Annotated in this window: 27 protein-coding genes; 10 read left to right on the forward strand and 17 right to left on the reverse strand. The window is 64.0% G+C overall.

The window, feature by feature from the left end; genetic code table 11:
* Nucleotides 1-29: 29 nt before the first annotated feature.
* The 8 genes from BM171_RS01365 to fdhF form a co-directional block, all read right to left on the reverse strand.
* Nucleotides 30-1,106: a branched-chain amino acid ABC transporter permease gene (locus BM171_RS01365; protein WP_093008993.1), complete on the reverse strand. Its 1,077-nt coding sequence runs from the start codon at nucleotides 1,104-1,106 to the stop codon at nucleotides 30-32.
* A gap of 91 nt (nucleotides 1,107-1,197) precedes the next feature.
* A complete protein-coding gene (locus BM171_RS01370; protein ID WP_093008994.1) occupies nucleotides 1,198-1,515 on the reverse strand; it encodes a hypothetical protein in 318 nt (105 codons plus the stop codon).
* A 102-nt stretch (nucleotides 1,516-1,617) separates the two neighbouring features.
* The gene (locus BM171_RS01375) at nucleotides 1,618-2,571 is read right to left on the reverse strand and encodes a branched-chain amino acid ABC transporter permease (RefSeq protein WP_093008995.1); all 954 of its coding nucleotides are present in this window, start codon (nucleotides 2,569-2,571) and stop codon (nucleotides 1,618-1,620) included.
* A 112-nt stretch (nucleotides 2,572-2,683) separates the two neighbouring features.
* The gene (locus BM171_RS01380; protein WP_093008996.1) at nucleotides 2,684-3,496 is read right to left on the reverse strand and encodes an ABC transporter ATP-binding protein; all 813 of its coding nucleotides are present in this window, start codon (nucleotides 3,494-3,496) and stop codon (nucleotides 2,684-2,686) included.
* A 37-nt stretch (nucleotides 3,497-3,533) separates the two neighbouring features.
* Nucleotides 3,534-4,502 carry a hypothetical protein gene (locus BM171_RS01385; protein ID WP_093008997.1) on the reverse strand — a complete coding sequence of 323 codons (969 nt, stop codon included), beginning with the start codon at nucleotides 4,500-4,502 and terminating at the stop codon, nucleotides 3,534-3,536.
* 213 nt (nucleotides 4,503-4,715) lie between these two features.
* The gene (locus BM171_RS01390; RefSeq protein ID WP_093009271.1) at nucleotides 4,716-6,680 is read right to left on the reverse strand and encodes an AMP-binding protein; all 1,965 of its coding nucleotides are present in this window, start codon (nucleotides 6,678-6,680) and stop codon (nucleotides 4,716-4,718) included.
* A 167-nt stretch (nucleotides 6,681-6,847) separates the two neighbouring features.
* Nucleotides 6,848-7,270, reverse strand: coding sequence for a DUF2383 domain-containing protein (locus BM171_RS01395; protein ID WP_175497467.1), 423 nt, complete (start codon nucleotides 7,268-7,270; stop codon nucleotides 6,848-6,850).
* A gap of 93 nt (nucleotides 7,271-7,363) precedes the next feature.
* The gene (gene fdhF, locus BM171_RS01400; RefSeq protein ID WP_093008999.1) at nucleotides 7,364-10,150 is read right to left on the reverse strand and encodes a formate dehydrogenase subunit alpha; all 2,787 of its coding nucleotides are present in this window, start codon (nucleotides 10,148-10,150) and stop codon (nucleotides 7,364-7,366) included.
* A gap of 210 nt (nucleotides 10,151-10,360) precedes the next feature.
* Here fdhF and BM171_RS01405 point away from each other — a divergent pair, with 210 nt between their 5' ends.
* Together BM171_RS01405 and BM171_RS01410 are read left to right on the forward strand one after the other, a co-directional pair.
* Complete coding sequence (locus tag BM171_RS01405; RefSeq protein ID WP_093009000.1) at nucleotides 10,361-11,017, forward strand: histidine phosphatase family protein; 657 nt, start codon at nucleotides 10,361-10,363, stop codon at nucleotides 11,015-11,017.
* Between the two features lie 48 nt (nucleotides 11,018-11,065).
* Nucleotides 11,066-11,407: a DUF2794 domain-containing protein gene (locus tag BM171_RS01410; protein ID WP_093009001.1), complete on the forward strand. Its 342-nt coding sequence runs from the start codon at nucleotides 11,066-11,068 to the stop codon at nucleotides 11,405-11,407.
* 101 nt (nucleotides 11,408-11,508) lie between these two features.
* Here the strand turns inward: BM171_RS01410 and speB are convergent, their stop codons facing one another.
* From speB to BM171_RS01430, 4 genes are all read right to left on the reverse strand, one after another.
* Nucleotides 11,509-12,462, reverse strand: coding sequence for an agmatinase (speB, locus tag BM171_RS01415; RefSeq protein ID WP_093009002.1), 954 nt, complete (start codon nucleotides 12,460-12,462; stop codon nucleotides 11,509-11,511).
* Nucleotides 12,459-13,301: a C40 family peptidase gene (locus BM171_RS01420; RefSeq protein ID WP_245760148.1), complete on the reverse strand. Its 843-nt coding sequence runs from the start codon at nucleotides 13,299-13,301 to the stop codon at nucleotides 12,459-12,461. Before BM171_RS01420 ends, speB begins: the two co-directional genes overlap by 4 nt.
* Entirely contained in the window at nucleotides 13,298-14,683 is a 1,386-nt protein-coding gene (locus tag BM171_RS01425) for a leucyl aminopeptidase family protein (RefSeq protein ID WP_093009003.1), read from the reverse strand. Before BM171_RS01425 ends, BM171_RS01420 begins: the two co-directional genes overlap by 4 nt.
* Before the next feature lie 72 nt (nucleotides 14,684-14,755).
* Nucleotides 14,756-15,136: a hypothetical protein gene (locus tag BM171_RS01430; RefSeq protein WP_093009004.1), complete on the reverse strand. Its 381-nt coding sequence runs from the start codon at nucleotides 15,134-15,136 to the stop codon at nucleotides 14,756-14,758.
* A gap of 148 nt (nucleotides 15,137-15,284) precedes the next feature.
* Between BM171_RS01430 and BM171_RS01435 the strand changes: the two genes are divergently transcribed.
* Nucleotides 15,285-15,938 carry a carbonic anhydrase gene (locus tag BM171_RS01435; protein ID WP_093009005.1) on the forward strand — a complete coding sequence of 218 codons (654 nt, stop codon included), beginning with the start codon at nucleotides 15,285-15,287 and terminating at the stop codon, nucleotides 15,936-15,938.
* Nucleotides 15,939-15,941: 3 nt separating this feature from the next.
* Here BM171_RS01435 and BM171_RS01440 read toward each other — a convergent pair whose 3' ends face one another.
* A complete protein-coding gene (locus BM171_RS01440; RefSeq protein ID WP_093009006.1) occupies nucleotides 15,942-16,262 on the reverse strand; it encodes a hypothetical protein in 321 nt (106 codons plus the stop codon).
* A 138-nt stretch (nucleotides 16,263-16,400) separates the two neighbouring features.
* Between BM171_RS01440 and BM171_RS01445 the strand changes: the two genes are divergently transcribed.
* Nucleotides 16,401-16,895, forward strand: a complete 495-nt coding sequence (locus BM171_RS01445; protein WP_175497469.1) for a hypothetical protein — start codon at nucleotides 16,401-16,403, stop codon at nucleotides 16,893-16,895.
* Here the strand turns inward: BM171_RS01445 and BM171_RS01450 are convergent.
* Nucleotides 16,892-17,914 carry an aspartate-semialdehyde dehydrogenase gene (locus BM171_RS01450; protein ID WP_093009007.1) on the reverse strand — a complete coding sequence of 341 codons (1,023 nt, stop codon included), beginning with the start codon at nucleotides 17,912-17,914 and terminating at the stop codon, nucleotides 16,892-16,894. The two genes, BM171_RS01445 and BM171_RS01450, sit on opposite strands and share 4 nt — an antisense overlap.
* Nucleotides 17,915-18,004: 90 nt before the next feature.
* Nucleotides 18,005-18,847: an LOG family protein gene (locus BM171_RS01455; RefSeq protein WP_093009008.1), complete on the reverse strand. Its 843-nt coding sequence runs from the start codon at nucleotides 18,845-18,847 to the stop codon at nucleotides 18,005-18,007.
* Between the two features lie 145 nt (nucleotides 18,848-18,992).
* On the opposite strand from BM171_RS01455, the gene dapD reads away from it, so the two are divergent.
* The 4 genes from dapD (at nucleotide 18,993) to BM171_RS01475 (ending at nucleotide 21,623) form a co-directional block, all read left to right on the forward strand.
* Complete coding sequence (dapD, locus tag BM171_RS01460; RefSeq protein ID WP_093009009.1) at nucleotides 18,993-19,820, forward strand: 2,3,4,5-tetrahydropyridine-2,6-dicarboxylate N-succinyltransferase; 828 nt, start codon at nucleotides 18,993-18,995, stop codon at nucleotides 19,818-19,820.
* A gap of 67 nt (nucleotides 19,821-19,887) precedes the next feature.
* Nucleotides 19,888-20,937, forward strand: a complete 1,050-nt coding sequence (locus BM171_RS01465) for a sodium:calcium antiporter (RefSeq protein ID WP_093009010.1) — start codon at nucleotides 19,888-19,890, stop codon at nucleotides 20,935-20,937.
* A 37-nt stretch (nucleotides 20,938-20,974) separates the two neighbouring features.
* The gene (locus tag BM171_RS01470; RefSeq protein WP_093009011.1) at nucleotides 20,975-21,223 is read left to right on the forward strand and encodes a GlsB/YeaQ/YmgE family stress response membrane protein; all 249 of its coding nucleotides are present in this window, start codon (nucleotides 20,975-20,977) and stop codon (nucleotides 21,221-21,223) included.
* 61 nt (nucleotides 21,224-21,284) lie between these two features.
* Nucleotides 21,285-21,623, forward strand: a complete 339-nt coding sequence (locus tag BM171_RS01475) for a hypothetical protein (protein WP_093009012.1) — start codon at nucleotides 21,285-21,287, stop codon at nucleotides 21,621-21,623.
* Here the strand turns inward: BM171_RS01475 and BM171_RS01480 are convergent.
* On the reverse strand, nucleotides 21,620-22,693 hold the full coding sequence (locus BM171_RS01480; protein ID WP_093009013.1) for a Hint domain-containing protein: 1,074 nt from the start codon (nucleotides 22,691-22,693) through the stop codon (nucleotides 21,620-21,622). The genes BM171_RS01475 and BM171_RS01480 overlap by 4 nt on opposite strands.
* Nucleotides 22,690-24,255, reverse strand: coding sequence for a Hint domain-containing protein (locus BM171_RS01485; RefSeq protein ID WP_093009014.1), 1,566 nt, complete (start codon nucleotides 24,253-24,255; stop codon nucleotides 22,690-22,692). Before BM171_RS01485 ends, BM171_RS01480 begins: the two co-directional genes overlap by 4 nt.
* A 277-nt stretch (nucleotides 24,256-24,532) precedes the next feature.
* Here BM171_RS01485 and dapE point away from each other — a divergent pair, with 277 nt between their 5' ends.
* Both dapE and BM171_RS01495 read left to right on the forward strand, forming a co-directional pair.
* Complete coding sequence (gene dapE / locus BM171_RS01490) at nucleotides 24,533-25,675, forward strand: succinyl-diaminopimelate desuccinylase (protein WP_093009015.1); 1,143 nt, start codon at nucleotides 24,533-24,535, stop codon at nucleotides 25,673-25,675.
* Nucleotides 25,672-26,091: a GNAT family N-acetyltransferase gene (locus tag BM171_RS01495; RefSeq protein WP_093009016.1), complete on the forward strand. Its 420-nt coding sequence runs from the start codon at nucleotides 25,672-25,674 to the stop codon at nucleotides 26,089-26,091. Before dapE ends, BM171_RS01495 begins: the two co-directional genes overlap by 4 nt.
* The last annotated feature ends 37 nt before the right edge of the window (nucleotides 26,092-26,128 follow it).

Consider the following 26,128-nt stretch of genomic DNA (forward strand, 5'->3'; position numbering starts at 1 on the left):
TTCGTCAGGTTATTGCCTTTGGGCCGGTCTCAATGCGGGAACGGCCAGATGATGAGCTTCTCACGAATGAGACGCCAAAGTTGCGCGAGGCCATGCGGCTCCACGATCAGAAAGAAGATGATGAGCCCGCCGACGATCATGACGTTGAGGTGTTCCACCGTCGCCGAAGAGATCGATAGTCCGACGGCAGCGGGCACGAGGTTCAAAACCACCGGCAGCCCGACGATCAGGATGGCGCCCAGGTAGTTTCCGAGGATCGAACCGAGCCCGCCGATGATCGCGATGAACAGAACCTGGAAGCTGAGCGGGATGTCGAAGACGTTCGGCTCCGCCGCGCCCTTCCACATGAAGACGTAGAGCGCGCCCGCGACGCCGACGACATACGACGAGACCGCGAAGGCGATGAGCTTCGATTTCATCAGGTTGATGCCGATGAGCTCCGCCGCGATGTCCATGTCGCGCGTCGCTTTCCACGTCCGCCCCAGGTTCCCGCGCGTGAGGTTGATGCAGAGCAGCGTCATCAGCGTGACGATCCCGAGAACGAGATAGTATTGCGTCGTGCTCCCGGCCTGCGGACCCGAGACATAGACGCCGAACATCTCGAGGTTCGGCACCTGGATCGCGCCTGAGGCGTTGTAATTGTATAGCCAGGCCCATTTCTCGAATAGCCAGACCAGGAAGAACTGTGCGGCCAGCGTCGCGATGGCGAGGTAGAATCCCTTGATCCGAAGCGAGGGGATACCGAACACCACCCCGACGCCGGCAGAAAACACCCCCGACAGAAGGATCGCGACAACCGGGTTCATCCACGGAAAGATCGTGATGAGCTTGTAACAGGCATAGGCTCCGACACCCATGAACGCGCCCGTCCCGAGAGATAGCTGACCAGCATACCCCGTCAGGATATTGAGACCCATCGCCGCCAGCGCGTAGATCAGGATCGGGATCAGCAACGTCTGGTAGGCGAATTCCGACGCGGTCAGCGGGAAGATCACGTAAGCAAAGAGCAGGATCACGCCCAGAAGCACCGCATCCTGGCGGACCGGGAACAGCGCTTGGTCGGCGGTATAGCTTGTCTTGAACTGGCCAGCGGTGCGGTAGAGCATATCGGATCCTCAGACGGCCTGCCGCATCCGGGCCGAAAGCCCGGAGCGCAAGGATGGTGAGTGAAGTATAAGAAAGAACTGGCTGGCGGGCTCAGTCGACCCGGTCCGCCCTGCGATCCTCTCGCGATGCACGCGGCGGCACCGCGACGAGATAGGCCCAGACCGAGACGGACGTGCCGGCCGCTGCGAGCATGAGGACAAAAACGATCCCGATGACCTTTCCGAACCCGTCGTGCAGCCGCCAGTCGTCAGCGCCCCAGTCGATGAGAAGCGCGATCGCATAGGCCAGGAAGCCTGCAGCCCAAAGACCGGCAACGCCGCACAGGATCCAGTACCAGGTACCGGCCTTGAGATAGGACAGGACATCGGCGCGATCAGAACTCCGGCCTGGCTTCTTGTCGTTGTCCATCCCGCACCCTCAGGCCCAAAGCCGCACTGCGCCTCTGTATCAGCGCGCGGAGCGGCCGCCGGGTCAACGGCCTGCTGCGCGGAATATGTGGCCCGATGCACGCTAAACACGCTCGATGATCCTTTCCCCGAAGAGCCCCTGGGGCCGGAAGAGAAGCACGATCAGCGCGAGCACGAAGGCGAACCAGGTCTCGGTATTACCGCCGAGGAAGGGCTGGCCCCAGTAGATCTCGAAAAGCTTTTCCAGCATCCCGATCATCAGACCGCCCACGATCGCGCCGGTGATGCTCTCGAGCCCGCCCAGCATCAGAACGGGCAGCGCCTTGTAGGCGATCACCTCGAGCGCGAAGGACACGCCCGCCCGCGCGCCCCAGGCAATGCCGGTCACGAGCGCGATAATGCCTGCGATGAACCATACCAGAACCCAGATCGTCTGAAGCGAAATCCCGACCGACAGCGCCGCCTGGTGGTCGTCGCCAAGCGCGCGGATCGCCCGGCCCATCTGCGTGTAGTTGAGAAATGCCAGAAGCGCCGCGACCAGCAGCGTCGCCACGACGACGACGGTGATGTCGAGATGCTGCAGGATCAAAAGCCCGCCGAACGGCTCCAGCACCGTATCGCCCGTCGGGATACCTAGCTCGTCGGAGATCATCACCTTGTTCTCGCCGCCGAAGATGATCTCCCCGAAGCCGATCAGGAAGAGCGTGATCCCGATCGTCGCCATGAAGAGGATTATGTCGGGCTGTCCGACAAGCGGGCGCAGCACGACCCGTTCGATCGTGACCGCCAGCACGAACATCACCGCCAGCGTGAGGCCGACGCTGATCCACGCCGGGATCCCCATCGCGTGAAGTCCCACCAAGGTCAGCGCGGCGAAGACCACCATGATGCCCTGCGCGAAGTTGAAGATCCGGCTCGAGCGGAAGATCAGCACGAAGCCAAGCGCGATCAGCGCATAGAGGATGCCCGAGACGAGCCCCTCCCAGAGCACCTGCAACAGGAAGTCCGGCGCGGCGGCCATGTCCACGAAGGGGGCGATCAGGTAGTCGTAAAGCATTTAGCGTCCTTCATCCTGCCCTTGGATCCCGCGGGATCCTGTTCTTTGGGTTGGCGACAATACCGCGGGGTCCGGGGCAGAGCCCCGGCGCCGCGGTACGCGGCGCTCCGGCTCAATGCGCCACCCCGAGATAGGCGTCGATCACCGCCTGGTTGCCGCGCACTTCGTCCGGCGTGCCGTCACCGATCTTCTTGCCGTAATCCATCACCACGACGCGGTCCGACAGGTCCATCACGACGCCCATGTCGTGCTCGATCAACGCGATCGTGGTGCCGAACTCATCGTTCACGTCGAGGATGAAGCGGGACATGTCCTCCTTCTCCTCGACATTCATGCCCGCCATCGGCTCGTCAAGCAGCAGCAGCGACGGCTCGGCGGCAAGCGCGCGGGCCAGCTCCACCCGCTTCTTGAGGCCATAGGGCAGTCGGCCAACCGGCGTCTTGCGGATGTTCTGGATCTCGAGGAAGTCGATCACCCGCTCCACGTGTTCGCGGTTGTCCATTTCCTCGTCGCGCGCACGGCCCCACCACAGCGCCTGGGAAAAGAGCCCGGCATTCATGTGGGTGAGCCGCCCCGTCATCACGTTGTCGAGCACCGTCATCCCCTCGAAGAGCGCGATGTTCTGGAAGGTGCGCGCAACGCCCATCCGGGCGACCTCGTAAGGCTTCATCTGTGGGCGTATCTCGCCTTTATAGAAGACCTCGCCCTCGGTTGGCGTGTAGAAGCCCGAGATGATGTTAAGCATCGAGGATTTACCAGCGCCGTTCGGACCGATGATGGCGCGGATCTCGCCCTCGCGGATGTCGAAGGAGATGTCGTTGATCGCCACCACGCCGCCGAAGCGCAGGGTGATGTTCTTCATCTCCATCAGAACGCCGCCGATCTGGCGGCCATCCGCGGTGACGTAGCCTTGCGCGTCTTTCATGCTGCCCCCCTGTCGCAACAAAAGCGCAGCGACGCCCCTAGTTGCCCGTTTGCGGCAGCCTGTTCATGCGCACCGCGCCCCCCGGTCCCTTGCCGACACCCGGAGACAAGGTGCACCCGTCCTTCCCCACCTCGAGGATATGAACCGAAACATCCGTTTCGCCCATCATCGAAAGTGCGCTGACCTCGACCTTGATCGGGCAGCCCTGCACGCTGCCGAACCGGGTCATACCGGCGTACCAATCGTGCGAGTCCGACTTCTGATAGCGATACTCCAGCGGTGTCGTCGCGCGGGCATGCCCGGCCTTTGACCACCAGTCGTGAAAGCGCGCCTTGAGCGTACCCGTCACCGCCGGATCGACAAGCGCGAACCGGTTCGACGCCACGGAACACCAGCGCAGCGGCTTGCCATCGCGGTTCTGGTCGCGGGGCCGCATCTTGACCTCGAAGGCCTTGCCCGCGGAAAAGAATTTCTGTTCGGTATACGGCTGGTCCGGGTCGTAACGATCGTCCCCGTGGGTTGTCAGACCGCTGGTGTCGAAGGTCTCGTGCTGCGCCACGGCGGCAAAGCAGCGCTGCATCAGATCGTCCCAAAGGGTGTAGTAGCCGGGGCGCACCTGCCGGTCCGGTCGCCTCGGCTGACCACCCAGCATGATGATAGGGTCGCCCGGTTTTTCGTCCGAAACGCGCGGCACCGCGCCGGTCGCCTCGCGCAGCACATCTGCAAAGGCCTGCGCCTGCGCCGCCTCTTCGGGACTGACATCCGGGCGCAGCGCCTCTTGATCGCCCTCCTCGAGGAGCGCAGCAAGTGTCGCCTGCGGCGGCTCTGGCTGCGCCGGCACCACGGGCGCCGGCGTCTCTGACCGCGTCACGATGACAGGTTTCTCCTGCAGCGGGCCGCGGTCCTCGATCACAGGCAGCTCTGCCTGCATGAACACCACGCAGACCCCTGCAAAGCCGATCAGCACAAGTGCAGCCGCCGCCCCGGCAAGAAACCTCAAATCCATCCTCGAAAATCCTTCTGCATTCTGACATGCACAGGATTTCCAGCACCGTTCCGTCCTGCGCAAAGACAGAGATGCCGCTCGAATTCGGCAGAAATTCGGACATATCGGGACCATTCCGGACAGAGGCGTAGGCCGGGCACCCGTGACCCGCGCTCACGGCATACTCTGCCGGATGGCGGGCGGGGCGATCCGCGCAGCGGGAGCGTCCGGCCGTCATTCCGCCGCCTCCCGGACCTGCGATGCCACCGGCACGACCTTCGGCGAGCGCGCGAAGAGCGTCGCCTTGATCTTGCCCTTGCGCCCGTCCTCGTAGGTCACTTCGGTCTCGGTATAGACGCTGTCCTCGCCGCTATAGAGGCCCTCGACGAGATCCTCGAACTTCTCGGCGATGATCTTGCGGCGCACTTTCCGCGTGCGGGTCAGCTCGCCGTCATCGGCGTCGAGCTCCTTGTGCAAGACGAAGAAGCGATGAATTTGGCAGCCCGACAGCATGTCGTCCTCAGCGACGCTGGCGTTCGTCTCCTCGACGTGATCCTGGATCATGTCGAGAACCTGCTTGTTCTGGGCGAGCTCCTGGTAGGAGGCATAGGCGATGTTGTTGCGCTCCGCCCAGTTGCCCACGGCGGTCAGGTCGATGTTGATGAAGGCGACGCAGCGGTCGCGGCCTGCGCCGAACACGACAGCTTCGAGGATGTTGGGGTAGAACTTGAGCTTGTTCTCCACGTATTTCGGCGCGAAGAGCGAGCCGTCCGCCATCTTGCCCACATCCTTGGCGCGGTCGATGATCCGTAGATGCCCGGTCTCTTCCTCGATGAAGCCTGCATCGCCCGTCGCAACCCAGCCCTCGGGATCCTTGGTGTCCTTCGTCGACTCGGCGTTCTTGTAATACTCCACGAACGTGCCCGGCGAGCGGTAGAAGACCTCGCCGTTCTCCGCGATGCGGAGCTCGACACCCGGAGACGGCACGCCCACCGTGTCCGATCGCACCTCGCCATCGGGCTGCTGCGTGATGAAGACCGAGGCTTCGGTCTGGCCGTAGAGCTGTTTCAGGTTGATCCCGAGCGCGCGGTAGAAATCGAAGATCTCAGGTCCGATCGCCTCGCCGGCGGTGTATCCCACCCGCACCCGGCTGAAGCCCAGCGCGTTCTTGAGCGGCCCGTAGATCATGAACTCGCCGAGACGATATTTGAGCCGGTCGCCGGCGCTGACGCTTTCTCCATCGAGGATCTTCGGACCGACGCGCCGCGCGTGGTTCATGAAGTAGTGGAAGATCCGCTGCTTCAGCCTCCCCGAATCCTCCATGCGGATCATGATCTGCGTCAGCTGCGTCTCGAAGACCCGTGGCGGTGCGAAATAATAGGTCGGCGCAATTTCCCGCAGATCGGTCATCATCGTGTCCGGGCTCTCGGGGCAGTTCACGCAGAACCCGGCCCAATAGGCCTGACCGATGGAGAAGATGAAATCTCCGACCCAGGCCATCGGCAGGTAGGCGAGCACCTCCTCATGTTCGCTGAGAGCGTCGAACTGGCAGGAGGCCTTCGCGGTCTCGATGATGTTGCGGTTCGACAGGACCACGCCCTTGGGCTTGCCGGTCGTGCCCGAGGTATAGAGCATGACGCAGGTATCGTCGTAGCCGAGCGACGTGCGCCGCGCCTCGAGCTCAGCGCCCAGCCGGTCCTTCGCCTCGCGGCCCGCCTTCTGCACGTTTTCGAAGGACGTGAGCGCCGAATGATCGTATTTCCGAAGGCCCCGCGCATCGAGGTAGATCATGCGCTCGAAGTCCGGCAGCCGGTCCTGGATCTCGATGACCTTGTCGACTTGCTCCTGGTCGCTCGCGATGACCAGCTTCGCGCCGCAATGATCGAGCACGTAGGCCATCTCTTCGGCGACCGCGTCCTGGTACAGCGGCACCGGGATGGCCCCGACGCTTTGTGCGGCAACCATCGACCAGTAGAGATAGGGTCGATTTCGCCCGATGATCGCGATGAAGTCACCCTTGGCAACGCCCATTTCGATCAGCCCGAGCGCGAGGGCCTCGATCTCGGCCTCGGCCTCGGACCAACTCCAGCTTTGCCAGATGCCGAACTCTTTCTCGCGATAGGCGGGACGCGATGCGAACGTGGTCGCATTGCGCCGCAACAGAGCTGGAATCGAACGCAGCCCGGCTGCGCCCTCCATCGTCTCGGTCAAACCAATTCCTCCCTTGGACCCGTTGCCGGGCCTCTGTGCCAAGACGGTCGCTGAGCGCCCGTCCCTCCTCTGGCTTGGGATCATTAGGTCCGGCGCGGCCCCTTCGGTCAAGGGTCACGTGGTCTCAGGATGAAAAAAATTGAACGGGTATTAAATTAATGCTGGCCGGGAGCGTCGTTAAGCAGTTCGCGCAGCTCGGCCTGCATCGCGCGGACCTCGGCCAGATCGCGGCCTTCGGGCAGCGAATCACCAGCTTTTCCAAGTGCCTCGATGATATGCTCCTCGCCATCGGCGACCTGCTTCATCACGTTCGCATCGATCTCGTCGAAGGCTGAGCGGAGCGAGACCACCGCGCGATTGACCATCGAGAAGACACCGCCATCCCGATCCGGCTCCCCGCCATGCGCGGTGATGATCGCGGCGAGTTGATCGGCGTGCTTGTTATGCGCTTCGCGAAACCGCACCGCCACATGTCGGAACTCGGGCTCGGCGCGCGAGACCATCGTCTCGTAGCCAGCCTCGGCATCGACGGTGAGGGTCAGGGCGTCCTGCAGTGTGTCTATCGCATTGTCGGCCATGATCGGCATCTCCTTGGGATGCCGTGACAACCATTGGACACAAAGCGCGGTTCCCGGCGCTGAGGCGGGCCGGCGAAGGCCCGCCGCTTCGGTTTATTCCGCTGCGACCTGATCTTCCGTATCCGCCTCGATCCGGACCGCGGAATACTTGAATTCCGGGATCTTCCCGAACGGGTCGAGCTGCGGGTTTGTCAGCACGTTCGCCGCAGATTCCACGAAGGCGAAGGGCATGAACGCCGTGCCCGGCGCGACGTTGCGATCTTCGCGCGCCATGATCGAGATACTGCCCCGCCGCGTCGTGAGCCGCACGTAGCCACCCGCCGCTACCCCGAGCTTGCGGAGCGTCGAGGGATGCAGCGAACACGTCGCTTCGGGCTCCACCGTATCGAGCGTGAGCGAGCGCCGCGTCATGGAGCCGGTGTGCCAATGCTCGAGCTGCCGCCCGGTGATGAGAATCATCGGATAATCGGTATCAGGGCTTTCCGCAGGTGGGGTGACGCGCGCGGGCGTGAACTGCGCCCGGCCCGCACGGCGCGGGAAGCCGTCGCCGAAGACGACCGACTGGCCCGGATCGTCGGGGCCGAGGCAGGGATAGGTGACCGCACCTTCCGTCTCGAGCCGCTTCCAGGTGATGTGGTGCAGCGACCGCATCGACATCTTCATCTCGTCGAAAATCTCGCGCGGATCGTCGTAATCCCAGTCAAGCCCGACGCGGCGCGCAAGCTGCACGAGGATCTCCCAATCCTGCCGCGCCTCGCCGGGCGGCTGCACCGCTTGCCGCACGACCTGGACCGTACGGTTGGTATTGGTGACGGTGCCCGTCTTCTCATAGAGCGCCGAGGCGGGCAGGATCACGTCGGCAAACATCGCCGTTTCGGTCAGGAAGATGTCCTGGACGACGAGGTGATCGAGATTGGCGAGCGCGCGGCGCGCATGTTCGACATCCGGGTCCGACATGGCGGGGTTCTCACCGAGCACATACATGCCACGGATCTCGCCGCGATAGACGCGGTCCATGATCTCCACGACGGTCAGGCCCGGCGTTTCGTCGATCGGCGTGCCGCGCCAGATATGGCGGAAAAGCTCGCGCACGTCTTTGTCCGTAACGCTCTGGTAATCGGGCATGACCTGCGGAATCAGGCCTGAATCCGACGCGCCCTGCACGTTGTTCTGGCCGCGCAGCGGGTGCAGGCCCGTGCCGGGGCGGCCGACATGGCCGCACAGCAAAGCGAGCGAGATCAGGCAGCGCGAATTGTCGGTGCCGTGGATGTGCTGCGAGACCCCCATGCCCCAGAAGATCATGCCGGTCCGGGCGCGGGCGAACTCGCGCGCCACCGCGCGGATCGTCTCGGCGTCGATGCCGCAAATGTCGGCCATCTTCTCGGGCGGGAAGGCGCGGATATGGTCGCGGAACTCGAAGAAGCCCTCGGTAAAGCCTTCGATGTATTGCCGGTCGTAGAGCTTTTCTTCGACGATCACATGCGCCATCGCGTTGAGAAGCGCGACATCGGTGCTGGGGCGGAATTGCAGGTTGAACGCCGCGTGCCGCTTCAGACCGTTCTGCAGGCGCGGGTCGATGACGATCAGCTTGCCGCCGCGCTTGGCGAATTGCTTGAAATAAGTCGCGGCGACGGGATGGTTCTCGGTCGGGTTGGCGCCGATGACGATGGCCACCTCGGCATTCTCGATCTCGTTGAAGCTCGCCGTGACCGCGCCCGAGCCGACGTTTTCCATCAGCGCCGCGACAGAGGAGGCGTGACAGAGCCGCGTGCAGTGATCGACGTTGTTGTGCTTGAAGCCCTGGCGGATGAACTTCTGAAAGAGATAGGCCTCTTCGTTCGTGCATTTCGCGGACCCGAAGCCCGCCACGGCGCGCCCACCGAAATAGGAGCGGATATCGGCAAGACCCTGTCCCGCCTTGTCGAGCGCCTCCTCCCAGGTGGCCTCCCGGAAATGCGTCCAGGGGTTGCCCGGATCGACGTTGAGCCCCTTGTCCGGCGCATCCTCGCGTCGGATCAGCGGCTTCGTCAGCCGGTGCGGGTGCTGGATGTAGTCGAAACCGAACCGGCCCTTCACGCAAAGCCGCCCTTCGTTGGCAGGCCCGTCGATGCCCTCGACATCGCGCACCTTGCCGTCCTTGATCTTGAGCGAGACCTGGCAGCCCACGCCGCAGAATGGGCAAACCGAGGTGACCTCCTCGTCGAAATCGGCGCTGTCGCCTTCCTGCGCGTCGTTGAGCACGGTCGCGGGCATCAAAGCGCCAGTCGGGCAGGCCTGAACGCACTCACCGCAAGCAACGCAGGTCGAGGCGCCCATCGGATCGTCCTGGTCGAACACCGGAAAGGCATCATGGCCTCGGTCGGCCATCCCCAACACGTCGTTCACCTGCACGTCGCGGCAGGCGCGGACGCAGAGATTGCATTGGATGCAGGCATCGAGGTTCACCCGCATGGCGACATGGCTGTCGTCCAGAAGCGGGATGCGGTCGGCTTCCATCGTCGGGAAGCGGCTCTCGCTGACACCGGCGGCGTCAGCCATCTTCCAGAAATGCGAGGAGCGGTCATGCGCCACGTCACGCTCGGGCTGGTCAGCCATCAGCATTTCGACAACGAGCTTGCGGGCGGAGCTGGCACGCGCCGTGTCGGTCCGGACGTCCATGCCCTCCTTTGCCTCTCGGATGCAGGAGGCGACAAGATTGCGCTCACCCTCCACCTCGACCATGCAGGCGCGGCAATTGCCGTCGGGGCGATAACCGGGCTCGGGCCTGTGGCAAAGATGCGGGATAACGAGGCCCCGGCCATGCGCGGCCTCCCAGATCGTGGTGCCCCGGGGCACTTCGACGCTCTCGCCGTCCAGCGTGAAACGGATCGTATCGGACATGGCGGACCTCTCGCACTCTCTTGCGCCCGGTCATAGCCGGGATCACCGCTTTCCGCCGCGACCAATTCCGACGCCTTGGCCGGATTTTGCGCCGCGCGGGTTTCCGAAAGGCGACGGCACAAGCCCTTCGGTGAAAAAGCGCACGGCGCCGGTTCCCCCCGCGGGACGCCTGCGGTAAGCGGACCTGCACATGTTCGAGGGGCCCTGGTCATGACCCATATCCTGCTGGTTCGGCACGGCCAGGCGAATTCCGCAGCCCGTGACGAGGCGAGCTACGACCGGCTCAGCCCGCTTGGGCGCGAGCAGGCCCGGTGGCTCGGCGCGCATTTGCGCGAAGGTGGCGAACGGTTCGCTCAGGCGGTCTCGGGCACGCTGAACCGGCAGGTCGAGACGCTCGAGGAAATGAGTGTAGCCGAAGCGGCGCCCGTCCAGGATCCACGGCTCAACGAGCTGGAATACTTCACGATGGCGCAAGCTTTCGAAGCCGAGCACGGCGTGCCGATGCCGATCGACCGTCCCGCTTTCCTCGAACACCTTCCCGCGATGTTCGCAGCATGGGAACGGGGCGAGATCGAAGGCGCACCAGAGACCTTCGCCGCGTTCGAGGCGCGGATCGCCGATATGCTGGCCGAGCTCAGCCAGGGCAAAAGCCCGGTCGTGGCTGTGACATCCGGCGGGGTGATCGGCATGGCGCTCCGCGTGGCACTCAGGCTCGATATCCGCGCCTTCGCGCATCTCTGCCTGTCGATCGAGAACACCTCCATTCACCGGCTCCAGGTACTGCCATCCGGGCTGGCCCTGGCGCAGTTCAACGCCTGCCCGCATCTTGAGCCGCGCGAGCGCCGCACGTCACGCACACATCTCTGACTCCGCAAAAGACTTGATTTCCGGCCGCCGCGTCCGCAGATTCATCTTATGAACTCGCTGACGCCCTTTCCAGGCCGCCCCGAGATCACCGAAGAGGTGATGTTCCATCGTATCGAGCTGAACCAGATCCTGTCGCTCTACGGGCGGATGGTCGCCGCCGGGGAGTGGCGTGATTACGGGATTTCCAGCCTGCGCGACGTCGCAATCTTCTCGATCTTCCGGCGGAGCGCGGAGCAACCGCTTTACCGGATCGAGAAACGCCCGAAACTGCGTAATCGCCAAGGCATGTATGCGGTGGTCGGGATGGACGGGCAAATCTTGAAGCGGGGTCACGACCTCAAAGCGGTGCTGCGCGTTCTGGAGCGCAAGCTGATCCGCGCGGTTGAATGAGCTGTGGCGGAACGCTTTATACCAAGATAACGATCTTATCTAAGATCGTTATCTATATACGGTTTAAGATCGGTTTATTCGAACACCCGATCCCAAAAAATCTACGCGAGCATCGCACAAAGTAACTCGAACATGATCGAGACGCCGAGAAACGCCGTCCCGCCCGACGCATCGAACGGCGGGGAGACCTCGACCATGTCCGCTCCGACGATGTTCAGCCCAGCCAACTCTCGGCAGACCTGGAGCGCCTGAAACGAATTCGGGCCTCCGACCTCCGGCGTGCCCGTCCCTGGCGCGAAGGTCGGATCGACGAAATCAATGTCGTAGCTGACATAGGTTTCGCCCGTGCCTGCGATCTCGCGTGCTTCGGCCATAACGTCCGCAATGCCGCGATCATGAAACTCCTCGATCGGGATCACGCGGATGCCGACGCTCTTGGCGAAATCGCGATCCTCGGTGTCGTAGGCCGTTCCGCGGATCCCGATCATGACGACACGGCTCGGATCGAGCAGCCCCTCCTCCACCGCGCGGCGAAAGGGGGTGCCATGCGTGTACATCGTTCCGCCGAAATAGGAGCGATAGAGATCGGTATGGCTGTCGAAATGCACCATGCCGAGCGGTTCATCCTTCGCGAGCGCACGCAAGATCGGCAGCGAGGTGAGGTGGTCGCCGCCGGCCGTCATCGGGCGGATGCCTGCAGTTCGCAGATCGCTGTAGAACGCCGCGATCCGCTCGAGCGAGTCCTGGATATCGGCAGGATTCGGCCCGACATCGCCAAGATCGGCGCAGCGCGCGGCTTCGAAAGGACGCAGCCCGGTTACCGGGTGCTGGGCCCGGATCATCGTCGACGCGTCGCGCAGCTGTCGCGGCCCATGCCGGGGGCCAGGCCGGTTGGTTGTGCCGCTGTCCCAAGGCACGCCGACAAGCCCGATCTGCACCTCGGAAAATCGCGGATGGCCCGGCGGTACGTGCGGCAGACGCATGAAGGTCGGAACGCCCGCAAAACGTGGCAGCTCGAAACCGGATACCGGGTGGAAAAAAGTGTCTTCGCTCATGGGGCCTCCGGTGTGTTCGGTCTGACATGCGAGGTGACCGGACCATCGCCTTGCGCCGTAATCCGGCGAATGGCGGTATCCAGATCTTCGTAGGCAACTGCCATGTGATATGCGTTGGCGTGCAGGAGCAGGTCCGGGCCTGCAATCCAGCCAACATGCCCCTTCCAGAACAAGAGATCACCACGTCTGGGGCCGTCCGGCGCAGCGAGGCTGGCGAACGCCGACTCCTGCAGATCGCTGTCGCCGGGACAGTCGGCACCGCACGCGCGCAGCGCGATCTGCACAAGACCCGAGCAGTCGATCCCAAAGCTGGAATTCCCGCCCCAGAGATAGGGTGTTCCGACCAACGCCTCCGCAACCGCGACGGGATCGGGCGCGCGGTCTGCCAGAGGTGCGAGATGCTGGCTTGGTACGAACCCGATCGAGGTCTCGGTGAAGTTGCCCGACGTGCCTGCGGCGCACAGCATCGCGCCCATGCTGAGCGCAAGCCGTTCCGGCGACTTCATGTCGGGGCGCGGATAGACATGCGTGGCTCGCGCCGTGACACGATGCGTGGGCTCGGCCCCGTCCGTCAGCGCATCGCTTCTCACATAGCCGGTATAGCCGTCCGCGCGGGATTGCAGAAAGGTCCATCCGCCCCGCTCTTCCAGGATCAAGGCTTCGGCCCCCAGTAGGAGCTGCCGGTCGCGCGGCCCGTCCGGCGCGGCGCAAAGGTCGGCCACCGGCACAGAGATACGCCGCGTCACACCTTCGACGAACCGCTCCGCCTCGACCTGGCCGGCCAGCGACGAGAGTGCGACCCGCCCGTTCGCAGGGGTGAGGCGGCGATCTCGGCTCACAGGTCCAGAAGCTCCGGCAGGGCGCCCAGAATGGCGCGCGGCCCCTGCCCCAACCCGCCCTTCGACCGGCCCGGCGCCGCCGAAGGCTGCCATCCGAAGATGTCGAAATGCGCGTAGCGCGGCGTGTCGGTCACGAAGCGTCGCAGGAACAGCGCCGCCGTGATCGCCCCGGCGAATCCGCCAGAGGGGGCGTTGTCGAGATCGGCAATGCCGGGCTCGATCATTGTCTCGTAGGGCTCGTGAAACGGCATCTGCCATACGGGGTCCGCGGCCGGGCCAGCTGCCCGTCCCAGCGCGTCGGCGATGCCCGGTTCGGTCGCGAAGAACGGCGCAAGATCCGGGCCTGCCGCGACCCGGGCCGCACCGGTCAGTGTCGCCATCGAAATCATCAGGTCGGGTCGCTCCTCGTCGGCCAACGCAAGCGCATCAGCCAGCACGAGCCGGCCCTCGGCATCGGTATTGTTGATCTCTACGGTCAGCCCCTTGCGCGATGTCAGGATGTCCTGCGGCCGGAAGCTTTCGGACGAGACGGAATTCTCGACGGCCGGGATCAGAACCCGCAACCGCACCTTGAGGCCAAGCGCCATGATCGCCTGCGCGAGGCCGAGCACGTTCGCCGCCCCGCCCATGTCCTTCTTCATCAAACCCATCGAGCTTCCGGGCTTGAGGTTGAGCCCGCCGGTATCGAAACAGACGCCCTTGCCGACGAGCGTGAGCGTCGGTCCCGTCTCGCCCCAGCGCAGATCGAGAAGGCGGGGCGCTTGAGCGGCGGCACGGCCGACGGCGTGGATCATTGGAAAGTTCTTCTCCAGCAGAGCCTCGCCGGTCGTGGCATCCAAGCGCGCACCGAATTTTTCCGCCAGCCTGCGCGTCGCCGCCTCCAGCGCCTCGGGCCCCATATCGGCCGCGGGCGTGTTGATGAGATCGCGGGTCAGCGCTTCGGCCTCGGCCAGTGTCTCTACCCGCGCGGCATCCACACCTTCCGGCGCGCAAAGAGCGCCCACCTTGGGAGACTGATCGCGATAGCGAGAAAACCCGTAGCCCGCGAGAAGCCAGCCCAGCGCCTCGATCTCGGCTCGATCCTCGGGCAGTCCGGAAGCCACGCGCAAGGTCAGGCCCGCAAAGCGCGGCGCAACACTTGCCAGCACGAATCGCTGCCTGCGGCGTGTTCCCGGCGTTCCGAAGCCCGCAAGCGCGGCCATGGGCCGACCATCCGCAGCCGGCACAAGAAGGCTGTCCCCGATAGCGCCGTCGAAGCCGCTGGCGTCGATCCAGGCGCGGACATGGTCGGGATATGCTTCTGCCCAGGCGTAGGCGCCGCCTTGTTCGATGATGTGCAGATCCAGCGCCTCGGCGCTGTCGGGTGCAAAACGGAGCGGCATCAGATCCTCTATCTGTCAGAATACCGCCCGAGCCTACCTGTTGCCACATCGGCAGCAAGGCCGTTCTGACGATCAGGCGCCTGCAGCCTCGCCCGTCCAGAGCGCGTAGAGAGACGTCTCCCCGAGACGCATGAGGCGGGCGATGGTCGCGGCAGTCGCGGCAACATCGCCGCGCAACAGGCAGATGCGACAATCCCCGGCGCATCGCGCCAATACGGTCATCCCTAGGAGGATCGCGAGACGTTTCACTTTGACCAAGGCCGCCACGCAGGCGAGTGCATAGTTTGATCGCCAGCCCGCCTCGGCAAGGGCGAGTTCCCGAGCCAGCGCCTCCATCGCTAGACACAAGGCTTCTTCGACATGGGCCGGCTCGCACGCCGAACAGAACCGCGAGAGCACGTCGAAATCTAGGCGCACCTCTTCCTCATCCGCGAAAACCAGAACGGACATCATTCCGCCACCTCCCTGGACACCACCATTCACCCGAGCGGCAGTTTGCCCAGGCTCCCTTCCTGAAAGGTTCACGCGGCCAAGCTTTTCCCCTCGAATTTCAGGAAAATGGCGACTATCGACGGAGAAGCGATCAAGGACGGAGCCCATCATGAACCACGCGCGCCCGCTTCCCGGCTACCTGGTGACCCGGTATCACGGCTGGAAAGCCACGACCTATGCCGAGAACAGCGCATGGTATCGCCGCCTTGCGAGCGAAGGCCAGCGCCCGCGGGCAATGGTCATCTCCTGCTGCGACAGCCGGGTGCATGTCACGTCGATCTTCGGCGCCGACCAGGGCGAGTTCTTCATCCACCGCAACATCGCGAACCTCGTTCCCCCCTATGAGCCGGACGGCAACCAGCACGGCACCTCGGCAGCGGTCGAATACGCGGTGACCGCGCTCAAGGTCTCGCACCTGATCGTGCTTGGCCATTCGAGCTGCGGCGGGGTGAAGGGGTGCTACGACATGTGCTCGGGCAAAGCCCCGGCGCTCGAGGAAAAATCGAGCTTCGTCGGACGCTGGATGGATCTGCTGCGCCCCGGTTTCGACAGGGTCAGCGAGCGCGGCCTCAGCGAGGAGGCGGCGACAAGCGCCCTTGAGAAAGAGGCGGTTCTCGTCAGCCTCGAGAACCTGATGACCTTCCCCTTTGTTCGCGAGGCGGTCGAAAGCGAAGAGCTGTCGCTGCACGGCCTCTGGACCGATATCGGCGAGGGTGGGCTCCAGTATTTCGATCCCGGCACACGGGAATTCGGGCCGGTCTGAGCGTCAGGCGAGCCAGCCTTTCCGGCCGCCTTGCGCCAGTTTGAGCTGCGGCCGCCCGAGGCGGGCCGCCAGTTCGCTCAACGGATGGCCGAGATCGCGCCCGGTGCAGAGCGGCCCGGCGAAATCGCGCGAGATGACGACGAGCCGGCCGTCTCGAAACTCGAGCGCGTAGCCGCGTGCATCCAGCGTTGAACAAAGCTCGGGCCAGCTCTGTGCCCGCGCGAAGATCGGTCCGAGAAATCCGCGGACGAGCGCCGCCGTCTCGCAATCGAGCCTGCCCGGTATCGAGGTATCCGTATCGGGTGTCTGAAAAGAAGCCTGCATGGGTTTATCCCGCATTTTCCTGCCTGTAACAGGAGCATGACAGACAATGCGCGGCACAATAGGGCCGAACCGGACCATTTTCGCGGCCTGTGTCCGTTTGGTTACGATGCGTTAACTCTGCGCGTGCCAGATAGCGGCATGAGACCGGTGCAAATCAGGATGAGCGGGGCGATGCAGGAGGCGGCGGAACGCGCGGCCCATGCGTCCGATATCACGATGGGCGAATACGTGCGGCGCCTCGTCGACGCCGATCTGAGACGTCGTTTCGCCCCCGCGACGACGCCCAACCGGGTGGAAGAGCACCTCCTCAGCCCTTTGCGGGTCCGCCTCGCACATGACTTTGCCTGCGCCACCTCGTGGCCCGACCTCAATGCCCGCCTCGCCGCCAAGGGGTATGCCTTGCGCGAAGCAGGCGGCGGGCTCGCGCTGCACGCTCATCCCGAGGGCACGCGCCTTTGCAAAGCTTCCGAGCTTGGGCACAGCTACGGCGCGCTCATGCGCCGTTACGGTGCACCATTTCCGGGCCATGCCCACCGGCATCTCGTCGACCGCTGGCTGAAAACGACATCGCCGCCACCGGGCTGTCCCGATGACGGCGACGACGATGATTTCGACGTGATCGAAGAGCTTTAGCCCTTCTTCAACACCCGGTTGCCCAGCGTCTCGGCGATCTGCACCGCGTTAAGCGCCGCGCCCTTTCGCAGGTTGTCGGAGACGCACCAGAAGTTCAGACCGTTCTCAATGGTCGAATCCTGACGGATCCGGCTGATGAAGGTGGCGAAGTCACCGACGCATTCGACCGGCGTGACGTAGCCGCCGTCTTCGCGCTTATCGACGACCATGATCCCCGGAGCTTCGCGCAGGATGTCGCGGGCCTCGTCCTCGTCGAGAAACTCCTCGGTCTCGATGTTGATCGCTTCGGCGTGGCCCACGAAGACCGGAACACGCACGCAGGTCGCGGTGACCTTGATCGAGCTGTCCACGATCTTCTTGGTCTCGGCGACCATCTTCCATTCTTCCTTCGTCGAGCCGTCCTCGAGGAAGACGTCGATATGCGGGATCACGTTGAAGGCGATCTGCTTGGGGTAAACCTTCGGCGCGACCTCGTCGGTCGGGTTGTAGACCGCCTTGGTCTGGTCCCAGAGCTCATCCATGCCGTCTTTGCCGGAGCCCGACACCGACTGGTAGGTCGAGACAACCACGCGCTTGATCTTCGCCCGGTCATGCAGCGGCTTCAGTGCCACGACCATCTGCGCGGTCGAACAGTTCGGGTTCGCGATGATGTTCTTTTTCGAATAACCCTCGACCGCCTCGGGGTTCACTTCCGGAACGACGAGTGGCACGTCCGGGTCGTAGCGATAGAGCGACGAGTTGTCGATCACGATGCAGCCCGCCTTTGCGGCGACCGGCGCGTATTTCTTCGTCGCGTCCGAACCGATGGCGAAAAGCGCGATATCCCATCCGGTGAAATCGAACGCGTCGAGATCCTGAGTCTTCAGCGTCTTGTCACCGAAAGAAACCTCGGTGCCGAGCGAGCGGCGCGAGGCGAGCGCGGCGATCTCGTCGACCGGGAAGGCACGCTCCTCGAGGATGTTCAGCATTTCGCGGCCCACGTTGCCCGTGGCGCCCACGACGACGACCTTGTAGCCCATGTCAAACTCCTTGCTTTGGCTCCGGCGGCGTCTGCCCCGGCGCTGGCTTGACGCGCTACCTAATGCAGCCCGATGCAGACGGAAAGGGGCTTAGCGGTCCGGAATGCGATCTCGCGCGGGCTCCACGGGCCATTTCGCGATCTCCTCGAGGGCCTCGTCGGCGGTCTCCACGAAGCGGAAAAGCTCCAGATCCTTGGCCCCGATCGTGCCGGCATCGGCCAGCACCTCCCAGTTCACGATGCTGCGCCAGAACGCTTCGCCGAAAAGCAGGACCGGCACGCGGTTCATGCGTCCCGTCTGGATCAGCGTCAGCGCCTCGAAAAGCTCGTCGAGCGTTCCGAAGCCGCCCGGAAAGACGCAGATCGCCCGCGCCCGCATCAGGAAATGCATCTTGCGGATCGCGAAGTAGTGGAAGTTGAAGGCGAGCTCGGGCGTGACGTATTCGTTCGGCGCCTGCTCGTGCGGCAGAACGATGTTGAGGCCGATGGAGCGGCCGCCGGCCTCTTCCGCGCCCAGGTTGCCCGCTTCCATCACGCCAGGGCCCCCACCCGTGACGATCACGTCGGAGCCACCGTATTCCTTCAGCGAATACTCCGTCAGAACCCGCGCGAATTTCCGCGCCTCGTCGTAATACTGCGACAGGTCCGCCAGCGTCTTCGTGCGCGCCTTGTCTTTTTTCTCGGGCTCCGGGATGCGCGCCCCGCCGAAAAGAACGACCGTGGTCTCGATCCCGGCCTCGTCCAGCATCAGCTCGGGCTTGAGCAGCTCCAGCTGCAGACGCACCGGGCGCAGCTCCGAACGCAGCAGGAACTCGTCGTCGTTGAAGGCAAGCCGATAGGACGGCGAGCGCGTTTGCGGCGTGTCGGGCACCTCGCTCGCGGTCTTGCGGTCGCGTCCGGCATCGCGAAACGGGGTCTTGCGCTGGTCCTTCATGGAGCCTCTCTCGATCATCACGCCCGTGACCTAGCCCGCTTTCGCCGAAGCTGCCAGCGGATGCGAAACAGGGGTGCTTTTCCGCTGCGGAAAGGCAGGCTAAGAGGGCTGCCGACAGACCGGATCAATCGAAGGGACCAGCGCCATGGATATCGCGAAGCTCGAAACCGCTATCGAGTCCGCGTGGGAGGACCGCGCCAATATCACCCCCGCCACCGGCGGCGAGACCCGCGAGGCCATCGAGGATACGCTGAACGCGCTCGATTCGGGCGAGCTGCGTGTCGCAGAGCGGCAGGACAACGGCGATTGGCACGTGAACCAATGGGCCAAGAAAGCGGTCCTTCTGGGCTTCCGTATCAAGGATATGGAAATTCATCCCGGTGGCCCGCAAGGCGGCGGCTGGTGGGACAAGGTCGACAGCAAGTTCAAAGGCTGGGGTGACAACCAGTGGCGCGCCGCGGGTTTTCGCGCGGTACCGAATGCGGTCGTTCGCAAATCGGCCTATGTCGCGCCCGGCGTCGTCCTGATGCCGTCCTTCGTCAACCTTGGCGCTTATGTCGATGAAGGCACGATGGTCGATACCTGGGCTACGGTCGGCTCCTGCGCGCAGATCGGCAAGAACGTGCATCTCTCGGGCGGCGTCGGCATTGGCGGCGTTCTGGAGCCGATGCAGGCCGGCCCCACGATCATCGAAGACAATTGCTTCATCGGCGCACGCTCCGAGGTGGTGGAAGGCTGCATCATCCGCGAGGGCGCGGTCCTCGGCATGGGCGTCTATATCGGCAAGTCCACCAAGATCGTCGATCGCGAGACCGGCGAGGTCTTCATGGGCGAGGTGCCGCCCTATTCGGTCGTCGTCTCGGGCTCCATGCCCACGAAGAACAACCTCAACCTCTATTGCGCCGTGATCGTGAAGCGCGTGGACGAGCAGACTCGCTCGAAAGTCGGGATCAACGAGCTTTTGCGCGACTGATCTTCACGCGCCAGTGAAACCAAAACAGGGCTCTGTCGTTAGGGATTGAACGACAGGGCCCTTTTTCATGATTTCCGATCTTCCGAGTACGCTTTTATTCGCCGTTTTCGCCGTTGCGGCGACGGCTGTCGTGCTCGCCTCGATCCGCGCAACACGGCTTGCGGACATCATCGCCGACCGCACGCAGATCGGCGAGGCGATGGCCGGCGGCCTCATTCTTGGCGCGGCGACATCGCTTGCGGGCGTCGTGGTTTCGGTCAACGCGGCTTGGTCTGGCGACGGATCCTACGCCTTCTCGAACGCCGTGGGCGGGATCGCGGCGCAAACGCTGTTCCTCGCGATTGCCGATCTTCTGCACAAGCGCGCCAATCTCGAACATGCCGCGGCCGAGCCCGCGAACCTCTTCCAGGCGGTGATGCTGATCATCCTTCTGAGCATGCCGCTGCTTGCCATCTCCGGACCGGAGATGGCCTATTTCGGCGTCCACCCGATCTCGATCGCCCTGTTCCTCGCCTACCTCTTCGGTGTGCGGCTGTCCTCGATCGTCAGGGAAGACCCGATGTGGCGGCCCGTTCGAACGTCGGATACGCGCAAGGATGAACCCGAGGATAGCGAAGAGCCGCAGAAATCCGTCAAGAAGCCCGCGATGAGCTTCATCGGCCTCGTCGCGATCATGGGGGCCGGCGGCTGGGTCATCAGCCAGACGGGTTCTGTCTTCATCGAGCGATTCTCTCTGTCGTCGAGCCTCGTGGGCGCACTCATCACCGCCGTGGTGACATCGCTGCCCGAATTCGTCACGACGCTCGTCGCCGTACGCCGGGGCGCACTTCAGCTCGCGGTGGGCGGCATCATCGGCGGGAACACGTTCGACACGCTTTTCCTCGTGGCGGCCGACGTCGCCTACCGAGACGGATCGCTCTACCACGCGACCCAGGCCAACGACATCTACTGGCTCGGCACCGGGCTTCTGATGACGGCGGTTCTCCTGGGCGGGCTCATCCTGCGCCAGCGCGAGGGCCCGGGCCGCATCGGGATCGAGAGCGTTCTGTTGATGGGCATCTATCTCACCGCGCTTGTGACAGAGATTTTCGGACGCGGAACCCCGAGCGCAAGCTGACATTTCCCCTTCAGGCAGCAAAACAGGAGACTGACTTATGACAGGACTAGGCTGGTTCGCAGCGATCATCGTCGGCGCCATCGCCGGCTGGATCGCCGAGAAGATCATGAAGGCCAATCATGGCCTTCTCACCAATATCATCCTCGGCATCATCGGGGCCGTGGTGGGCAACTGGATCCTGATGACGCTCTTGGGCAGCACGCTCGGCGGCTGGATCGGGCAGCTGGTTGTCGGCGCAGCCGGGGCGTGCCTGCTCATCGCGGTCTGGCGCGCGGTCAAGCGATAAGGCCGCCGCGATCCCTGCGGCGGCTTGACAAAGATCCCGCGCCGCCACAGGGATCGCCCCCATGACAAAGCCTGGCGCCAAGAAACAGAAGGTCTACACCTTGGTGGTGGAGGTCGGTCGCAAGACGGGCGACGGGCTACCCGAGGGTGCCACTGGGGCAGCGCTCATGTGCTATGCCTCGGGGATCGACGAGGCCGAAGCGGTTCGCGAGACAGTGGCGATCCTCAAACAGGCCGACATGGCGCCGCTGGACGTCACGGGCTACGGAACCGAAGAAGAGCGGCGCGAGGCCGGTCACGACATCGAAGAGGACGAGGCCGAACTGATGGCCCGCGCTCTCGAGGAAAACTCCGTCATCGTCTCCCAGGTTACGCCGTTCTTCGACAAGCCGACACACTAGGCTGCGCGCGTCTGCGCCAATGTCGCCGCCTCGAAAGGTCCTAGCGTCTGGTACCCCGCGCGCACATGCTCGGGCAGCTGCGCCGGATCGTGATCGCACAAAAGGCTTGCGGAAAGCGCTGTGCGGTCACGCCGAAGCCGTCCCAGATAAAGGCTCTCGAGCCCCGCCCCCGAGACGATCAGCGCGTCGTGCTGCGGCACCACGAATTGCAGATAGGTCACGAAATCCCGCGTCTCGCTGACCGTCCCGGTGAAGCCATGCGCCAACGCATCGGCAGGGATGAGGACGGTCTCGCGTCCGAAGATGTATTCGACATCCGGCCCGCCGATGACGAGGCGCTGCCCCGGCGCCACGCGAATATCACGCGTAAGACCGAGATATGGCGCACGGAGCGTCACGGGCCGGAATGAGCCAATCGCGGGGACGTGCCTGCGCACAACCGCCAATATGCGCTGCGGCCCGTGGTTCACCGTGCGGACCACATCACCGCTGCGAAGTGCCCCGGCCCGGACTGGGCCGCGCGGCGTCTCGACCGGCATCGACTCGGTGATCGACGGCATCGGGCCCACGGGCTCGATTTGATCCGAGACCGCACAAAAGATGACATCTGGGTCGCAATCGCAGAGTTCCGGGCGATGGATGATCGTGTAGAGGTCTTCGGCCATCAGCGGAGGCGGTGCGGGCGTGTCGATCATACGCACGCTGCCGGTTTCGGGCCGCTCCACCGCGAGCCGGCCCCATCGCTCCGGCGCATCCCAGGAATAAGTGAGGCGCAAGGTCTCGGTCCGGGCGCTGTTCTCGGGCGGGATCACCGCGTGAAAAAGCTGCTCCCCTTGCGCCAGGATCACTACGACGCCGCCGCCCGGCACCGCTTGGAAGGCGATCCGCCCCGTCCAGGGATGACGGCGCTCATAGCCCAGCAGCGTTTGCGGCCGCTCGTCGGCACCGATCCGCGTCTCGATGACGATGGAGCCGCGGGTCTGCAATTGCGTGGTCGTTCCGTCGGCCCCGCCGAACGTGTCCGGGCAGGTCCAGGCCGTCTCCGGTCCGCGCACGGCGATCCAGCTCATGCAGCGACCCCCGTCAAGGCGCGCGCCTCGCTGCCTGTCAGAATTCGTCGCGCCGCCGGCCCGTAGCCCTCCCCCGTTTCCGGATCGAGCTCGGGGAAGAGCGTACAGATCTCGGCAAGGACCTCGCGTTCGAAAAGCGAGGCGATCATCGGTCCGGGAAGGAAGCTCTCGGAGGGCAACCCGTTCGAGAAGACGATTTCGTGCGCATCAAAGAGAAGATGGACATAGGTCACCTCGCCACCTTCAATCCGACGCACATACTGGCCGTCCACGAGATGCTTCGCGGCAATGAGTACTTCATTCTCTCCGAACATCAGCGCCGCACGGCCATCGCGCACTAGAATGCGGTGCATCGGCGAGACCTGGAGACGCATATGCGGGCCGAACGTGTTCGCGGCGATCTCGATCGGGGCCATATCGCCCTCGGCGGCGATGGTCCGCGTTCCGATCCATCGCAGGGGCTGGAGACCGTGATCCTTGGTCCTAATGAGATCACCGGGCTTGAGGCTCTCCACGAGGCGCGGGCCGTGCGAGGTGTCGATGACGCTGCCAGCGACAAAGCAGGGCACGGAGGCGAGCGTCACGAAGCCCGTGCTCGTCCCGCCGGTCGCATCCTGCACCGTATAGGTGAAGTTGACCGTCTCTTCGTCCGCATCGGCCGTGGCGGTCAGAGTACCGTCGGCGTTGAGCGTGATCACCTGCCCTGTCGTAAGCGTGACGCTGTCCCCGACGGAGACGGCGATTCCGTTGATATGGGTGATCGTGATCGCGCCGGTGCCGATATCGTTGGAGGTCACATCGAAGGTCGCGTTCTCGTTCGGCGCAACCTGGGCGCTGTCGGCCATCGCGACGATCGCGGTGGTGCCAGACCCGGCCGCGATCATGACACTCGAGTCGTAGTTGGAATCGTTCACGTCGGCGATGCCGATGCGGATGGAGTTCACCTCGCCGGCATTGACCGGAATCGTGACCGACATGGTGACGGTGAACCCGTCCATCTCGGTGTTGTAGTCGTCGCCGGTATTGTCGACGTAGAGGTTGGCATTCGATTGCGCATTGAGGTTGTTCGGATCGACATCTCCATCCCCGATGGACAGAGGCACAAGCTCGCCATTGATCCAGATGCCGACGAAATCCTGGTAGATGCCGGTCTGATATTCGGGAAATTCCTCGGACAGGAAGACGAACTGGAAGGTGAGGACATCTCCTTGCGGGATGATGTCCACGTCGAGATAGGAGGCGTCGTAGGTATAGGCGCCTGCCGCGGCGTTGAAGTCCGGGTTGCCGTTCTGGCCCCAGGTATTCGTGGAGGTCGAAGAGGATCGGTTCGGATCGCCATTGCTTTGGGTGATGTCGTCCGCATCGCCGGTCGACAGGATCACACCGGTATTGCCTGGCGCAACGCCCGGCATGACGCTGTCGCCGTTGGTGTAGATGCCTGAACTGTCGCGGTCGCCCGAATAGCTTGCCGAGACGACCTGAACGTCGTCGGCAAAGATCGTCTCCGCCATTTGAAACGCCGAGGCGCGCTCGTTGATCGGTAGCTCGCGTCCGGTTGCCATGTCTGCCTCACACCGGCCCGATGGCGAAACCGCACTCGACACGTCGTCTCAGGCGGCCCGATATATCGGACGCCGCCTTGGCGTGATCTGATGATGAGCGCTGCCCTGCCTCGGACATTTGTTTTTATGCAAGAACGCTAACGCGAAAATGCGCCTCTGTCTCAGGGCCTTGCCGGAAGCGCGCGAAACACGCCGCAGAAATGAGGCATTCAAGACACATTTGCATCGACTGCGGCGCTGGACTAGCCAGCATGAAGCGATTTTCCGGAGCCTATCCATGCCCACAGATCCCGTGCGCCTGACTGCCGAACTCATCCGCTGCCCCTCGGTCACGCCCGAGGATGGCGGCGCAATGGCAATTCTGACGGCGGAGCTGGAGGCAGCGGGCTTCACCTGTTGGCGCGCGGATCGGGGCGGCGTGGCCAATCTCTTCGCCCGTTGGGGCGATAAGGCGCACGCGAAGAGCTTCGGCTTCAACGGACATACGGACGTCGTGCCCGTGGGCAACCGAGGCGACTGGACGGCCGATCCCTTCGGCGCGGAGGAGCGGGACGGCCAGCTCTGGGGGCGGGGCGCGACCGATATGAAATCGGCCGTTGCGGCCTTCGCTGCCGCCGCGATCGACCATGTCCGCGAGACACCGCCGGACGGTGCTATCATCCTGGCGATCACCGGCGACGAGGAAGGGCCATCCGTCGACGGCACGCGCGCCCTGCTCGACTGGATGTCCGAGAATGGCGAGGCAATGTCCGTCTGCCTCGTCGGAGAGCCGACCTGCCCCGACGAGATGGGCGAGATGATGAAGATCGGCCGCCGCGGCTCACTCTCTGCCTGGGTTACGGTCACCGGCGTTCAGGGGCACGCCGCTTATCCGCATCGCGCCAAGAACCCCTGCCACGCGCTGGCGCGGCTGATGGATCGGCTGGCAAGCCATCAGCTCGACCAGGGTACGGACCATTTCGACGCCTCGGCACTGCAGGTCGTAAGCCTCGATGTGGGCAATCCCGCGACCAACGTGATCCCCGCCGAGGCGCGCGGGCTTCTCAATATCCGCTTCAACGATTGCCATGACGGCGCGTCCCTGTCGAAGTGGCTGCGGCAAGAAGCGGCGGAGGTCGATGCGGCGTTCGGCACCGAAACGACGCTTGAGATCAAGGTCTCGGGCGAGGCCTTCCTCACGCCGCCCGGCCCGCTGTCGGATCTGGTCGCACGCGCCGTCGAGGCGGAATGCGGACGCAAACCCGAGCTGTCGACGACCGGCGGCACCTCGGATGCGCGCTTCATCAAGGATCACTGCCCGGTCGTGGAGTTCGGGCTCGTCGGCAAGACCATGCACCAGGTCGATGAACGCGTGCCGCTCGAGCAGATCACGCAGCTAAAAGAGACCTATCGCCGTATCCTGGTGGAGTATTTCGCATGAGCGTCACGATCATTCAGACCGAGGATTTCGCACCGATCCGCGCGCTCCGGATGGCTGTGTTCGTGGAGGAGCAGGGCTTCACGGTCGAGTCCGAGTTCGATGATCTCGACGAGACGTCGTTGCATCTTCTGGCGACAGAGAACGGTGAGCCCATCGGCTGCGCGCGTCTCTTCGTTGTGGAAGGTGAAGGGCGGATCGGGCGCATCTGCGTGGCCCGCGAGGCGCGCGGCAAGGGCATCGGCGCGGCGCTCGTTGAAGCCGGTATCGCGCACTTTCGCGCTGACGGGCTGAGCCGTGCCGCGCTCTCGGCGCAGGTTCAGGCGCAGGCGTTCTACAGCGGTCTCGGCTTTGCCCCGGAGGGACCAATTTATGACGATGAAGGCGTGCCGCACCAGATGATGGCACGCGCGATCTGATCCGCGCGTGACGGCCCCTCGGGGCCGTGCTACGTCG

Source organism: Roseivivax halotolerans, assembly GCF_900115815.1.
In the GTDB taxonomy this organism is placed as follows: domain Bacteria; phylum Pseudomonadota; class Alphaproteobacteria; order Rhodobacterales; family Rhodobacteraceae; genus Roseivivax; species Roseivivax halotolerans.